10 protein-coding genes are annotated in these 15,463 nt (G+C 34.5%); 9 read left to right on the top strand and 1 reads right to left on the bottom strand.

What is annotated here, in order from left to right; all coding sequences use genetic code 11:
- The first annotated feature begins 17 nt into the window (after window positions 1-17).
- From HOO91_04215 to HOO91_04190, 6 genes are all read left to right on the top strand, one after another.
- A complete protein-coding gene (locus tag HOO91_04215; GenBank protein ID NOU16743.1) occupies window positions 18-1,124 on the top strand; it encodes an Mrp/NBP35 family ATP-binding protein in 1,107 nt (368 codons plus the stop codon).
- A 25-nt stretch (window positions 1,125-1,149) separates the two neighbouring features.
- A complete protein-coding gene (locus HOO91_04210) occupies window positions 1,150-1,398 on the top strand; it encodes a NifU family protein (protein NOU16742.1) in 249 nt (82 codons plus the stop codon).
- Window positions 1,399-1,596: 198 nt separating this feature from the next.
- Complete coding sequence (locus HOO91_04205) at window positions 1,597-4,272, top strand: tetratricopeptide repeat protein (protein ID NOU16741.1); 2,676 nt, start codon at window positions 1,597-1,599, stop codon at window positions 4,270-4,272.
- Between the two features lie 21 nt (window positions 4,273-4,293).
- On the top strand, window positions 4,294-5,847 hold the full coding sequence (locus HOO91_04200; protein ID NOU16740.1) for a PglZ domain-containing protein: 1,554 nt from the start codon (window positions 4,294-4,296) through the stop codon (window positions 5,845-5,847).
- A gap of 6 nt (window positions 5,848-5,853) precedes the next feature.
- A complete protein-coding gene (gene tsaE, locus HOO91_04195) occupies window positions 5,854-6,279 on the top strand; it encodes a tRNA (adenosine(37)-N6)-threonylcarbamoyltransferase complex ATPase subunit type 1 TsaE (GenBank protein ID NOU16739.1) in 426 nt (141 codons plus the stop codon).
- 163 nt (window positions 6,280-6,442) lie between these two features.
- Window positions 6,443-7,666 (top strand): alanine dehydrogenase, encoded by a 1,224-nt coding sequence (locus tag HOO91_04190; protein ID NOU16738.1) that lies wholly within the window; start codon window positions 6,443-6,445, stop codon window positions 7,664-7,666.
- Here HOO91_04190 and HOO91_04185 read toward each other — a convergent pair whose 3' ends face one another.
- Window positions 7,667-8,470, bottom strand: a complete 804-nt coding sequence (locus tag HOO91_04185) for a hypothetical protein (protein NOU16737.1) — start codon at window positions 8,468-8,470, stop codon at window positions 7,667-7,669.
- 122 nt (window positions 8,471-8,592) lie between these two features.
- On the opposite strand from HOO91_04185, the gene HOO91_04180 reads away from it, so the two are divergent.
- The 3 genes from HOO91_04180 (at window position 8,593) to HOO91_04170 (ending at window position 15,091) form a co-directional block, all read left to right on the top strand.
- Complete coding sequence (locus tag HOO91_04180) at window positions 8,593-11,079, top strand: tetratricopeptide repeat protein (GenBank protein ID NOU16736.1); 2,487 nt, start codon at window positions 8,593-8,595, stop codon at window positions 11,077-11,079.
- A gap of 475 nt (window positions 11,080-11,554) precedes the next feature.
- Complete coding sequence (locus tag HOO91_04175; protein ID NOU16735.1) at window positions 11,555-12,427, top strand: hypothetical protein; 873 nt, start codon at window positions 11,555-11,557, stop codon at window positions 12,425-12,427.
- A gap of 126 nt (window positions 12,428-12,553) precedes the next feature.
- Entirely contained in the window at window positions 12,554-15,091 is a 2,538-nt protein-coding gene (locus HOO91_04170) for a response regulator (protein ID NOU16734.1), read from the top strand.
- The last annotated feature ends 372 nt before the right edge of the window (window positions 15,092-15,463 follow it).

Here is a 15,463-nt window from a genome sequence, read left to right as displayed (position 1 = left end):
AGGTTAATATTATAACAATGGAACTATCTAACAATACCGTTTTAGAGGTTTTAAAGCAAGTAGTACATCCTGAGCATGGGAAGGACATAGTATCGCTTGGAATGGTTCAGGAACTTGTTGTAGGCGAAAAAAATGTCTCTTTAAGTTTATCTCTTCAAAAAGGGAATGATCCATTCGCAAGTTCAATAAAAAAAACTTGTATAAAAATTATTACCGAGAATTTTGGGAATGATCTAAGTGTTGATATAAAGATTAAAGCCAATGTAGGTGCAAAACCTGAGTCCCCTTATAAAACCAAGGCATCTGTTAGTAGAGTAAAAAATATTATTGCTGTAGCTTCTGGGAAGGGAGGCGTTGGGAAATCAACAATTGCCGCTAATTTGGCCGTGGCTGTTGCCAAAACAGGGGCAAAGGTTGGTCTTATTGATGCTGATATTTATGGCCCTACTATTCCCAAAATGTTCAACCTTGAACTGGCTCAACCTGTGATGCTGAAAGAGGATGGAATGGAGCTAATCGAACCTGTTGAAAACTATGGTGTGAAAATTCTTTCAATTGGATTTTTTGTACAACCCGATAACGCATTGATTTGGCGTGGGCCAATGGCAACCAGTGCTCTCAAGCAACTTATCCATCAGGGAGCGTGGGGTGAACTCGATTATCTGTTTATCGATCTACCACCAGGAACCAGTGATATACACCTAACGATGGTTCAAGAGATAAAGGTCACAGGTGCTGTGATTGTAAGCACACCCCAAGATGTTGCATTGGCTGCTGCAATTAAAGGGGTAAGTATGTTTACTTCAGAGAGTATAAACGTTCCAATTCTTGGTCTTGTTGAGAATATGTCTTGGTTTACACCCGAGGAACTTCCAAACAACAAATATTATATTTTCGGGAAAGATGGATGTAAAAAACTTGCTGAGAGGATGAAACTACCTCTTCTCGGACAGATTCCTATTGTACAGGGAATCCGTGAAGGGGGAGATTATGGGAAACCTGCTGCCTTAGGAAATACTTTAATGGCAGAAGCTTTTGATTTGTTAGCTAAAAACTTAATTTTGGAGATTGATAAGCGTAACCTTAACATGCCTCCAACACGTAAAGTAGAACTAAAGAAATAATTTTAAACCAAAAAATAAAGTCATTATGGCTACTAAAGAAGAAATTATTACCAAAGTTAACACTGCAATAGACGTTATCCGACCATATCTGCAAAATGATGGTGGAGATATTTCCCTTGTTGAAATAACTGAAGATTTAACTGTAAAAGTAAAATTACATGGAGCATGCGGTACTTGCCCTTACAGTTTGATGACTCTGAAAAATGGAGTTGAGCAAGCTATTCGTCGTGATGTGCCCGAAATTAAAGAGGTTGTTGCAGTGAATATGGCATAGGTGAGATAACTCTAAATAGTATTTGGGAAGGGAATCTCCTTCCCTTTTTTATTTAAAAAGATTACCATATGATTAAAGAATTCTGAACTCTGATTAGAATTTATTAATATTGTAGGCTATTCAGGTTTTATTGATTTTTATTTGTGTATATAAAATAATGAGTGTTTTTTGTAGTTTACATATCAAAACAATTATAGTTTGAAAAGTTTTAAATCGAAGATTTCCCTCTGTGTACTTGCAATTTTAGTACTTTTCTCCTGCTCAACCAAAAAAAACACATTGGTTAGTAGAAACTTTCATGAGTTAACATCATATTATAATTACTACTTCAATGCTTACGAGAGTTATAAAAGAAGCCTCCGTAGGGTTGATCAAACCTATAAGTATAATTACACTTTTCCTCTACCGGTTCTTTTATTGGGCAATAGCGATGTGGCCGGAATAGTTGGTGGTGATATGGATAGGGCAATTAAAAAGAGTACCGATCTTATCACCAAACATTCAATTACCGTTAAGCCTGCTCGAAAAAAAGGGGCTACAACGCTTAAGGAAAAAGAATTTTACAGTCAAACTGAATATGTTAAGTGGGTGCGTGAAGCATGGTTGCTGATTGGTATTTCTAGAGCATGGAAGGGTTCTTTTGATGAGGCAACGCAGACATTTGAGTACATTACAATTCAATATCCCAATTCTACAATCTTTTTTGAAGCACAGATTTGGCTAGCGCGTATTAGTATAATCAATGGAGATTATTTAAATGCAGAGGACAAGTTAAAATCAATTGAGTCGAATAAAAAGAGGCCTAAGACAAATAAATATAAATATCTTTTATCATCAACATGGGCTTTCTTTTACGCAAAGCAGGCTAAGTATAATGAGGCTATTCCATATATTAAGAAGACTCTTGATTTATCATCCTTTAAGAGCGAGAGATTGAGGCTTACGTATCTACTTGCTCAGCTATCATTTAAGGCCGAAAAAAATGACGATGCGTCACTTTACTTTGCAAAGATTATTAGGATGAATCCATCATACGAGATGGCCTTTAATGCTAAAATTGGCTTAGCTTCAGTTGTTAAAGGTGCTGGTAATGAGCGAGAAATGAAAAAATTGCTTATTAAACTTTCGAAAGATGAAAAAAATAAGGAATATCTCGATCAAATCTACTATGCTTTAGGGAATATTGAAAAATCGGAAGGGAATACTGAAAAAGCTATTGAATACTTTAAACTCTCTGCATCAAAAAGCAGTGGAAATAATCATCAGAAAGGAATGTCCTATCTGACTTTGGCCGATTATTATTTTGCAAAACCTAATTATACCCAATCACAAGCTTACTATGATAGCGCTTTAACATCGCTTGATAATACTTTCCCCGATTATCAAAAACTGGAAACTAAAACACATTACCTGACAAAACTAGTTGAAAACCTTAATACTGTCAATAGGGAGGACAGTTTACAACGTATTGCGAAAATGTCTATAACAGACAGAAATGCTCTAATTGCCGGAATAATCAATAAGATTAGAGTAGAAGAGGAAAAAAAGATTGCCGAAGAGAATGAGGATAGACAACGTTCTGCACTTTACCAACAGAATATGCAATACAAGCAAAACGAAACTCAAAGTGGAAAATGGTATTTCTATAATCAGGCACAGCTTAGTTTTGGGCAGTCTGAATTTCAGATGAAATGGGGAAAGAGGAAGTTGGAGGATAACTGGAGAAGGAAGAATAGACGGATAACCAATATTGAAATTGGAACAGCAAATCAGCAAAATTCTTCTGATTCAAGTAAAACCCCTCAGAAAGTGCTTTCTAATAAAAGTATTGAATTCTATTTACAGGATTTACCTACGAATGACTCATTAATTCGCATTTCAAATGAGAAAATAGTTGATGCTATGTTTAAGGTTGGCGAGGTTTACCAAAACGACTTAAAAGATTATTCAGAAACCGTAAAAGCTTTTGAAAAATTTGCTCAACGATTCCCCGATAACCCTTATACTCTAAAGGCATATTACAACCTTTATCAGGTTAGCCTGTTTACCAATAATACCATAAATGCACAGAAATATAAAGATATCATAGTATCACGCTTTCCATCAAGTGTCTATGCTCTAATGCTTACCAATCCTAACTACCTTAAAGAGTTATCAGAAAAGCAGAATGAAGAGAATAGATTCTATCAGGAGGTTTACGATAATTATCAAAAAGGAGATTTTTTAAATACCATAGCACAAGCGGATCTGGGCTTGAGTAAATTTAAGGGTTCAAAACTTGAATCTCAATTTAATCTTCTCAAATCCCTAAGTATCGGAAAAACCTCCGATTTACATACGTTTAGAACATCGTTAAATGAAATAGTTGAAAAGTATCCAAAAACGGAAGTTTCAGAAGTGGCAACTAATATCTTAGAATATATTAGAAAACAAGAACTTCAACTCGCTTCAGTTCAAACCAAGGACACGGTAAATAATGTAGAAACTATAAAAACAGATGTTAAAACGGCTATAGCATTTAATGAACCTAATGGGGAACATTTATTTATAGCTGTAGTGCCTAAGAAATCAAATCTAAATCAGCTTAAGTTTAATTTGGTTTCATTCAACGTTGATGCATTTATTAATATTGATCTATCAGTAAATAGCCAACCTTTGAACGAATTCTTTGATCTAATTCGTGTGGAGAAGTTCAAGGATAGTAAGCAGGCAATGGAGTACTACCAAGCAATTATCAGTAAAGAAGGTTTGTTTAACCCTCTAAAGCCAGAGGAGTATACCCTTTTTATTATTAGTTCGGAGAACTACTCCCTTTTCCTTGTGGATAAATCTTTAGTTGATTATCTCAGGTTTTTCAATTCAACCTATAAGTAATTTTTTACAATACCTTTTGATATGAATATTACAATTCTTTGGGTTGATGATGAGATTGATTTTTTACAAACTCATATTATTTTTCTTGAACAGAAAGGGTATACCATGCTTACTGCCAATAACGGGCAGGATGCACTAGATATCGTTCGGGAAACCGACCTTGATCTCGTTTTTTTAGATGAAAATATGCCAGGTTTAAGCGGTCTGGAGACGCTAACGATTATAAAGGAAATTAAATCGGCTCTTCCTGTTGTTATGATAACCAAGAGTGAAGAGGAGAACATTATGGATCAGGCAATTGGTTCTAAAATTGCTGATTATTTGATAAAGCCAGTAAGCCCAAAACAGGTGCTCCTTTCAATAAAGAAAAATGTACATAACCGACAGCTGGTAAGCGAAAAAACAACGGCTGATTACCGCTCCGAGTTTGGGAAAATAAGTCAGCTAATTAGTTCTGCAAGAGATTTTAACGATTGGACAGATGTTTTTCGAAAACTAGTGATGTGGAATTTAGAACTTGCAGATCTTAACGATCAAGGGGTGGCCCAAATTCTAGAACATCAAAAGACTGAGGCAAATAACGAATTTTCAAAATTCATTAAGAATAATTATGTAAGTTGGTTTCGTTCAGAAACTGTTGATAAGCCACTACTTTCTCCAAACCTATTTCAATCTAAAGTTTTTCCTTTAGTTGATTCAGGACAGAAGGTGCTTTTTATATTAATCGATAATTTTAGATTTGACCAGTGGAAAATCATCGAGCCAATTATTTCAACACAATGGAGAGTTGAAAACGAGAATCTATACTGCGGGATTCTACCTACTGTAACCCAATATGCTCGAAATTCAATTTTTGCAGGATTAATGCCATTCGAGATACAAAAATTATATCCAGATTTATGGGTGTTCGACGAGGAGGATGAGGGAAAAAACCTTCATGAGGAGGAACTATTGAGTAAGCAATTACACCGATTAGGTAAGAACTACAAATGGTACTATGAAAAAAGTAATACCCTTAAACCTGGGCAGAAAATAGTTGATAACCTTAAAGAGATTCTAAAAAAAGATCTTACTGTTCTTGTATATAATTTTGTTGATATTCTCTCCCATGCTCGTACCGAAATGGAAATGATGCGAGAATTAGCCTCAGACGAGGCTGCATATCTATCTATAACCAAATCTTGGTTTCTACACTCTGAACTTTGGGCATTACTCAAGGAGGCAGCAACTCAAAAAGTGAAACTTATTATTACCTCTGACCACGGAACTATTCTGGTGCAAAATCCTGTTAAAGTGATTGGTGATAAAGATACTTCGTCAAATCTTCGATACAAACTTGGAAGAAACCTGAATTACAATCACAAAGAGGTTTTTGAGATCCGAAAACCTGAAGAGGTGCATCTTCCAAAACAGAATATCAGCTCATCATTCATTTTTGCTTTAAATGCAGACTTTTTTGCCTACCCCAATAACTATAACCACTATGTTAAATATTACCGTAACACTTTTCAGCATGGTGGAATTTCACTTGAGGAGATGCTTATTCCTTTTATTGAACTAAAACCTATAGACTAGTCATTAATGGAATCAATTACAATACAATCGCTCACAGAAATCCATAGAGCTGCAAAAGATGTTTTGCAGATGATTGATAAAAACAGAATTATTTGTTTTTATGGAAGCATGGGTGCTGGGAAGACAACTTTAATAAAAGCGATTTGCCAAGAACTTGGAGTTAAGGATAATGTGGCAAGTCCAACTTTTGCATTGGTAAATGAGTATCGAGATAAAGACTTACAACCAATCTACCATTTTGATTTTTATCGAATTAATAAAATTGAAGAGGTTTTTGATTTTGGTTATGAGGAATATTTCTATAAAACAGAGGGTTTGTGTTTTATTGAATGGCCTGAACTTATTGATGAAATTCTACCTGTTGAAAGAGTATGCAAAATATCTATCCTCGCTAATAGCGATGGGAGTAGAGTTATAACAAGAGTTGAATAAAATTTTATATATATTTTTCTCTTCTATATTTTAATATATTCATATTTTAAGTTGATTAAAGGTAAACTTTACCATATATTTATAAGCGACTTATAATTAAAGGGTAAAACTCAATTGAATTTACTTTTATTTAGATTTAAATAATTGATATATAATACTGTATATGATGGGAAGGATATCTAAACCTACGCCTCAATTTCCTTATTCAAAAGGACTTATGCCACAAGAGGAAATGCTAGAAACTGGTAGGAGGAATAAGCGTATTACAATCGGAATTCCAAAAGAGACTGATGCTACAGAGTGTAGAATTCCACTAACCCCAGAAGCAGTAGAGATGCTAGTTGATCAGGGGCATGAAATAATTATTGAGAAAGGAGCTGGGAATCTAACTAATTATACCGATACTGATTATAGCGAACGTGGCGGACAAATTGTAGAAACATCTCAGGAAGTTTTTAAAAGTGAGATTATTCTTAAGGTTGCACCCTTAATATTAAAGGAAACCGAGTATTTAAATGAGGGGCAGGTTATAATATCATCTCTACACTTGAACTCATCTGCGGGTCAATATCTTCGAAACCTTATGCAAAAGCGTATCACCGCTATTGCATTCGAAAGCATACACGATCAGGATGGAGCTTTTCCTCTTGTGCGAGCCATGAGTTCAATTGCAGGTAGTACTTCCATACTTGTTGCAGCAGAGTACTTAAGCAATGTAAATAAAGGCAAGGGAGTTATGCTTGGTGGCGTTACAGGTATAACACCAACCGAAGTTGTTATCCTTGGAGCAGGAACAGCCGCAGAATTTGCTGCAAGAGCGGCTCTTGGCTTAGGCGCTACGGTAAAGGTATTTGATGATTCCATTAAGAGGCTGAATGATCTTCAAAATATCCTTGGACAAAGGTTGTATACATCAATTTTTCACCCCCAGGTTCTTGAAAGGGTTCTTAGAACTGCTGATGTTGTAATTGGCACACTTTCGCCAGAAGAGATTAAGGGTGGGTTTATTGTCTCGGAGGAGTTGGTTAAAAAGATGAAGAAAGGCTCTGTTATTATTGATTTAAGTATTGATAAAGGTGGATGCTTTGAAACATCCGAAATGCGTGATAATAGCAAACCTGCTTTTGTTAAACATGATGTAATACACTATTGTGTGCCGAATATCACATCAAGGGTTGCACGTACTGCATCTATTGCCATGAGCAATGTTTTTTCACCTTTAATTACTGAAATAGCGGAGGCTGGCGGAATTAAATCGCAGCTGAAAGATGATCCTGGTCTTAGAAATGGCGTATATATTTTTAACGGCATACTAACAAATGATTATCTGGGAAGGCTCTACAATATTCCCTCAAGAGATATCAACTTACTGATGGCTGCTTTTTAGCTATTGTGGTACAAATAGATATGTGATACTCCCCTTTTGTTTTGTTGGTGAATCTGGTGATACGGTAAAATTGCTGTCGTATGCTGATTTTATTGCGGCTTCATCAATACAATCGTCATTTAATGAGTTTTTTGAATCAATTCTAGCATTGACAACCTTTCCATCTCGTCCTACCTCAATATCTACAACAACTTGCCCTCCGAATTGGCATTTATAGGATGGAACTGGTAGTGAAATCGCTTTCCTTCCTTCTAGATAGTATGATATTACTGCTGGTCCTTTATATTTACTTTCATCTTTTGGAATCGTATTTTTATCAGGAGTATTTGGAATCTCCTCCTGACCCTTTAACTGCGATTCCTCGTAAAGATTCTTGCTTTGATTTAATTTTTCTTTAACCCTTCCTGCTTCTTGATACAAATCCGAAGCATTAATCCCTTTGTCGTCCTGTAGAGTTGGGTTTAACTCATTAGAAGTAGCGGCATCAACAGTTACATTTTTTACGGCATTAGCCTCCAACCCTTGATGGAGTAACTTTTCTATTGCCAAAGCTTCTTTGTCGATTTTTTCTTTTTGTTCCTCAGAAATAGGAAGAAACTCATTGTTGAAGTTTATCTCTATGTCGTTTTTAACTACTGGATTACTCTTCATTTTTACGATAAGTAGTACAATTAGAATTGAAAGGTGAATAGAAATAGTACCAAGTATTCCGACTTTATGACTTTCCCAGTAATTGAATACCCTTTCGGCTAGACTCTCGATCCAGAGATAGAAACCATTACCAACGCTTTGTGTTTTAGGCATAATTATTAAAAAGTGAACAAAGATAAGAATTTATTACCCATGGTAAGTAACGATTATCTTATCAATCAAATGTTGACTTTAAAGAAAATGCAAGTTATATTCGCAACCAGTAAATTAATGATATGAATAAGTTTACATATTTCCTGCTATTATTTTTCATCTCAGTTTCCTCTTTAACTCCATTATTATCTCAGAATCGAATTGATCGAGAGGATCCTGCTACAATATTAAAGATAGCTTCCGAGGATGGTCGTAAGCCTGAGCAGGTAATTCAACTTTCTAATCAAGTTCTTGCTTTGCTTTCAAAGGTTGATAAACCAGATTTAGTGGCAAAGGCTTATCAACTATTAGGAAAATCAAACCGCGATTTAAATCAGTTTAGCACTGCAATAGATTTCTATAAACGTTCAGAACAAATATTTATCCAGTTGAAGGATAGTGCTTCTTTAGCTGGTGCGATGAATAATATTGGTAATTGCTACCAGATGATAAGCGAGTATGATAGAGCAATTGAATATTTGCAAAAAGCACTAAAAATCAGCGAAAATTTGAGGATCAAAAAAATAAATGCTTCAATTCTCAATAATTTAGGGATAATTTACCAACAAACTAAGCAATATGATCAATCTCTAAACTACCATAATCAAGCACTACTACTTTTCAATGAGATTGGCGATAAAAAGGGTTACTCATCTACTCAAAATAATATTGGATTAGCATACAGCTCTATTGGTAAGTACCAAGAGGCCTTGGTGTGGTTCAATAAAGCAATAATAATTAAGAATGAAATTAATGACACCTTAAATCTGGCTAATACCTATGAGAGTATAGGGCAAGTACACGAAAAAATTGATAACTTTAGTAAAGCAATAGAATATTATTCGGAAGCCTTAAGACTTCATCAACTTATCAAAAATAACTATGGTGTGGTAGAGGATTATATCAGTTTGGCGAGCGTTAACATTAAGATAAAAAATTATCAGAAAGTTTATGAATACTTGTCGGAGATTGAAAAAAAAGCCGAGCATGTTGAGAATTATATAGCCTTAAAAGACAGTTACAAAGTTCTATCCGATTACAACTTAGCCATTGGAAATCCTTATCAATCACGTGCAATGATGCTTAAATACGCATTAATGGTTGAGAGAATTTTCAGCAAACAAGTCTCTGATAAGTTATCGGAACTAACTGCTAAGCATGAAACTGAAAAGAAAGAGTATCAAAATAAATTTCTACAAGCAAATCTTGAAATTGAAAGTGTAAGGTTTCAGCGATCAAAAGAGGTACAGTTTTTTTTCTTTATTATCTGTATAGTTTTTATTTCCCTTCTCATCTATACAATTTTCTTATTAAGAAAATTACGTATTAAGAATTATCAGGTTGTGCAGATTAATAAGGAGTTAAATAATCTAAATGTTGAACTTGAGGCTAACACCGCTAGGAAAACGAAAGAACTCACTGATGCATTAAGAAAAACAGAGGAATCTGATAAACTCAAGAGTGAATTTTTAGCCAATATAAGCCACGAGGTTCGAACACCTATGAATGGGATACTTGGTTTTGCTAAAGTCCTTGAAAATAATGAACTTTCAGCAGAAGATAGGAGGCTTTACCTTGATGTAATTAATAGGCAGGGTAGAAGTTTGCTTCAAATAATAAATGATATAATCAGTCTGTCTAAGATTGAGGCAGGTCAAATGGAAATTAAGAATACCGCCTGCAATATCAATAAAAAACTCGATGATCTTTCACTAATTTTTAACAACCCAACCTACCTTTATAAAAAAGATGGGGTTGCTTTAAAAATAGTTAAAACGCAAAGCAACGAAAAGAGTAATATCGTTATAGACCCGGTTAGAGTTGAGCAAATTCTAATAAATCTTATTGATAATGCATATAAATTTACAAGCGAAGGTGAAATTGAGCTTGGCTATTCATTCGAAAAGCATAATACCATTAAGTTTTATGTGAAAGATACGGGAGTTGGAATTCCTGAAGATCAGTTGGATAAAATATTTAATCGCTTTTACCGGCATATTCAACCTAATCAACCCTCGCATCGTGGCGCAGGGTTGGGTTTGTCTATATCTAAGCGATTGGCAAACATCTTAGGTGGTGATTTATATGTGGAGTCCATTCCTAATAAAGGTTCTTTATTCTATTTTGTTATCCCTTTTACTCCTGCTGAATTAATTGATAATAACACTACCTCGATACCTAAAAAGAATACTAATTACTGGCCGAATAAAGTCGTACTTGTTGTAGAGGATGATCAAATCAGTTTTCAGTTTATCCAAGCAATCCTGAAAGGAAGCGGTCTTAGGCTTATTCATGCAAAAAGTGGTGAGGATGCCGTAACCATTTGCCAATCTGACGAGGTGATTGATCTTGTCCTAATGGATATCCAACTCCCTTTCATGTCTGGGCATGAGGCTACTAAACAGATCAAATCGATAAGAAAGAATTTAACTGTTATAGCCCAAACAGCAAATGTGCTAGATGAAGAGAAAAATCTTTCGCTTGAGGCTGGATGCAAATACTATATAATCAAACCGATAGAATCCGATGACTTATACTCAACCATTTCAAAATGCTTTGAAGGTGATTGATTTGATTTATTGTACTAACGTTAGTTCGATGTAAGAAACAATGTATTAACCTAGGTATCAATAATTTTATTTTGAATCAGTGGAATGTTGGAAAAATGGAAGATATAAGCAAAAATCTAACTTCTTGTTTTCCAATATTGACTTCGCCGAGTTTCGCTTCGCTCCAGTTCCATTGTTTCACTATTCCGTCTATAAATATTATATTTATAAATATCTGTTTATTATATTCTTAATGAGATTCTTGTATCGAACTTACGTTATACTAATAGTCGAATTAAGGTAAAATGGTTTGGAATCCTCTAATTCTTCAACCCCATTTTGTTGAATATTATCCACAGATACTCAGTTATATAAAATGGAACTATTATTCATTATGCATGTAAGTGTCATAATGTTAGACTGGTATGAATTGTATGCATAGTCTTCATACTATTTGGATCGATTTTCGCACTTATTGTGAAAAAAAATACTAAACATGAACAGAATAATGATTATTGCATCATTGGCACTTGTTTTAGTTGCTACTAGTTGCAAAGAAAAGGAAAAGAAACAGATAGAACTTCTGACCAAGGAGAATGCTGCATTACGCACCGAGACTAAAGCGAAAGACTCAACGATTAATGGATTCTTTCAGATGTTAAATGAGATTGAGTCCAATCTTGCGCTAATAAAAGAGAAAGAGAATGTTATCTCGAAAAACACCACCGTTGGAACAGAACTTAAAAAGGATACTCGCGAGCAGATTAATGAGGATATTAAAGTTATCAACGAATTAATGGCTAAGAATAAGCGCTCTATCCAATATTTGAACAGCAAACTCAAAGAATCCAATATTAAAATTGCTGGATTCGAGAAGTTGATTGCGCAAACAAATCAAACTATTCAGGAAAGGGATGCTGAAATATCAGTTCTTAAAGATAAACTTTCCCAAATGGATTTTTCAATCACAGTTTTAAATGCAAAGGTTGATACACTAAATACCGAGAAAACCAAACTGACAGAAACAGTAAATCAACAGGTTGAAACAATTAATACTGCTTACTATGCATTTGGTACAAAAAAGGAACTTGAGTTGAATAAGATCATTGATAAAACAGGTGGTTTCCTTGGTCTTGGAAAAACAAGTAAACTGAAAGATGATTTTAACACCAGCTATTTTACAAAAATCGACATTACAAAACTTGCTAGTATCCCATTATCAAGCAAAAAAGTGAAGATAATTACTGTACATCCAAGCGATTCCTATAAACTAGTTGCAAATCAAGAGGGTGTTGTTGAAAAAATAGAGATTTTAGATGCTAATAAATTTTGGAGTGCATCAAAATATCTTGTTTTAGTCGTTGAATAATAGTTAGTAATAACGTTTTATAAGGGAAAGCAGAAATGCTTTCCCTTATTTATTTTTAGGCATTTTAAGGTTTCTGTTTTTTGTTTCTAAAAACTGTATAAATTAGCTAAAACCATAAATTGCTAGATGTCAAAGGTAGAAGGTCCTATTCGGATTTGGATTAAACCAAAAGTATTAGCTGGTTTTACTATTATTCTAGCCTTTGCTATAGCAGCAATATCAATAACTTATAATGGCTTTATTGAACTCTCTCGAACTAAGCAATCGCTATCGCATCCCAATAAAAAGTTAATCACATTAAATTCAGTTCTTGCAGATATTTACGAAGCTGAAAGTAATATTCGTGCTTATAATCTTTCCCAGAATGAGGATTACTTGAACTTCTATTTTTCATTTCTTCTGAAAATTAATGATAAGGTTGATTCGCTACTTTACTTAACTAAAGATAATTCGAGTCAACGGGCTAAAATCAAGACCATTAAGCAGTTTTTGGGGCGAAAAGAAAAAGTACTCGATGAATTTATAGATCTTAAAAAGAAAGATCGTTCATCGATTTTTTACGATAGGGCTCTTGATGAGATAGCAAAAGCCCAATCGAATCCTAATACAAGAAAACCAGTTGTTGCTAAAACAACAACCACAACCACTTCAAAGAAGGATACTATCGTTGAACGCTCTACAAATCAAAAGGCTAGTTTTTTTGGTAAGATAAAGAATTGGATATCAGGGAAAGAAAAGGTTGATACAATCTTTACCAATGTTCAGGTTGAAACCAGAATAGATACAATAGTTCGTTCTGGCTATGTATCCGATAGTGTGATGGGGAATGTTATTGGAATTCTTCACCAAATAAAAAAAGAGCAGGAGATTGCCAGAGATCTTGCCAGTTCAAAAGAGCTGGAATTGCTAAAAAGTGATAAGGAACTCATGGATCAAATTCGGATTATCGTATCACTCCTTGAGCGCGAAGAACTATCCCAATCCTATAAACGTGCAAATAATGCCCAAGAAGTTGTATATAAATCAACCATCATAGTACTGGCACTTGGGGGTGCTGCCCTAATAATGCTATTGCTCTTTCTTGCAGTAATCTTTAGAGATATCACAAAAGGTAATTATTATAGGAACGAACTTTATGAATCAAAAAAATATGCTGAGAAGTTGCTTAAGGTGAAGGAACAATTTTTGGCAAATATGAGCCATGAAATTAGAACACCTTTGAGTTCAATCATAGGACTGTCAAGGCAAATCGAAAGAACAGACCTTAATACAAAACAAACCGATTATATTAAACTGCTTACTTCATCATCTAATCATCTACTTAGTGTTATAAACGATATTCTCGATTTTTCCAAGATTGAAGCGGGACAGATGAAAATCGAAAACCTGCCCTTTAACCTTTTAGAGGTTCTTCAGGAATCTTTGAATACTATGCGCGAGAAAGCTAACGAAAAAGGAATCATTCTCGATCTTATTGTTGATGACAATGAAAATATTACTCTTTGGGGCGATCCATTCAGATTAAAACAGATAGTTTTAAACCTACTTAGCAATGCAATTAAATTTACCGAAATTGGTAGTGTAACTCTAATATCAAACTTTACCGATATAAATGAGGATTTTGTTAGGGTGCGTATTACCGTAAAGGATACAGGCATAGGCATTTCACCCGAGCATCAATCTTTTATTTTTGAAGAGTTTACCCAAGCAGATCCGAGTACTACCCGCAAGTACGGTGGAACTGGGCTTGGGCTTACAATTGTTAAAAGACTAACTGAACTTCAGGGAGGGGAGGTAAGTATTGAGAGCCAGCAGGGTGTGGGTACATCAATAAATATTACCATACCATACCGATTGAAGGGTGAACATCTAAAGAGGAGGGAGGAATCGATTAATCCGCTTATTGTTAGCAATGATATTCGGGTTCTGGTAGTTGATGACGATGAGGTTAATCGCATTATATCTGAGGAACTATTTAAAACCTTAGGAATTGCTGCTGACTCAACTGGCGATCCTTGTAAAGTGATGGATTTGATTTCTAAAAAAGAGTATCATATCATATTTACTGATATTCACATGCCTGGGATAAGCGGTTACGATATTGTTGAAATGATAAATAGTTTAGAAAAACCAATGCCTGTAATTGCGATTACAGCGAATAGCGTAATTGATAACCCTAACTATTTTATCGAAAAAGGATTTTCGGGTTACTTAATAAAGCCTTTTTCCGAGGAGGACTTAATGAAGGTCGTTGAACCGTTTGTTGAGGTACAAAAAGTGGATATGCCTCATTTTGAAGATGATGTAAATAGTGATTTAGGGTACGACCTAACCGATATTTTCCGATTTTCTGGGGGCGATATGCAATCGGCGAAACTGATTCTTTCAACCTTTTTGGAAAATACCCATAAGAATCTTCTCGAACTGAATAGCCATATTCAGGAGAAGGATCTGAAAAATGCTTCGGCAATTGCACATAAGATGAAACCTGCATTCAGACAGTTTAAAATCTATAATATTGCAGGATTACTTTTAAAGATTGAAAAGTTGGAAGATAAGAAGGAGAACCTTCATTTAGCAAAAGATCTAACCGATGAGCTGAATATCCAAATCAAACCAATTCTGAAATTGCTTAAGAAAGAGTTATTAAAACTTGGGGAGTGAGGTTATTAATTGAACGAGCAAAATATTTTAAGAAATACCTGATAGAAAGACAATAGTTAGTGTTTAATCAAAAAGGATTCTGAAGATAAAAATATTGAGGGCAAAAAAATCTTTATAAAATCCTTAGGTTTTGATATAATTGAAGCCGACGATTTTGATTCTATTTATGATAAAATATGGAGTTAAACTGCAAATACCTGAGTTAGGTCCTTGTAATATTTAAAGCCGTTAAACAAAAATAGTTATTAATGCGAATTAAGGGTTGAAACTACTTTACTAATAATTTAGTTAAATATTTGAAAATCAATAAAATAACATCAGAAATATTTGTTTAAAACCCTGGAAATCATTATCTTAAGCGATTAATCTCAC

This window comes from Bacteroidales bacterium (assembly GCA_013141385.1).
GTDB lineage: Bacteria > Bacteroidota > Bacteroidia > Bacteroidales > Tenuifilaceae > UBA8529.
Note: the sequence above shows the minus strand (reverse complement) of the source record. Positions and strands in the feature narration are given on the sequence as shown.

Coding starts and splice junctions, on each gene's coding strand:
- HOO91_04190 (NOU16738.1), top strand. CDS start 6,443: ATGATGGGAAGGATATCTAAACCTACGCCTCAATTTCCTTATTCAAAA.
- HOO91_04215 (NOU16743.1), top strand. CDS start 18: ATGGAACTATCTAACAATACCGTTTTAGAGGTTTTAAAGCAAGTAGTA.
- tsaE (NOU16739.1), top strand. CDS start 5,854: ATGGAATCAATTACAATACAATCGCTCACAGAAATCCATAGAGCTGCA.
- HOO91_04175 (NOU16735.1), top strand. CDS start 11,555: ATGAACAGAATAATGATTATTGCATCATTGGCACTTGTTTTAGTTGCT.
- HOO91_04200 (NOU16740.1), top strand. CDS start 4,294: ATGAATATTACAATTCTTTGGGTTGATGATGAGATTGATTTTTTACAA.
- HOO91_04170 (NOU16734.1), top strand. CDS start 12,554: ATGTCAAAGGTAGAAGGTCCTATTCGGATTTGGATTAAACCAAAAGTA.
- HOO91_04180 (NOU16736.1), top strand. CDS start 8,593: ATGAATAAGTTTACATATTTCCTGCTATTATTTTTCATCTCAGTTTCC.
- HOO91_04210 (NOU16742.1), top strand. CDS start 1,150: ATGGCTACTAAAGAAGAAATTATTACCAAAGTTAACACTGCAATAGAC.
- HOO91_04185 (NOU16737.1), bottom strand. CDS start 8,470: ATGCCTAAAACACAAAGCGTTGGTAATGGTTTCTATCTCTGGATCGAG.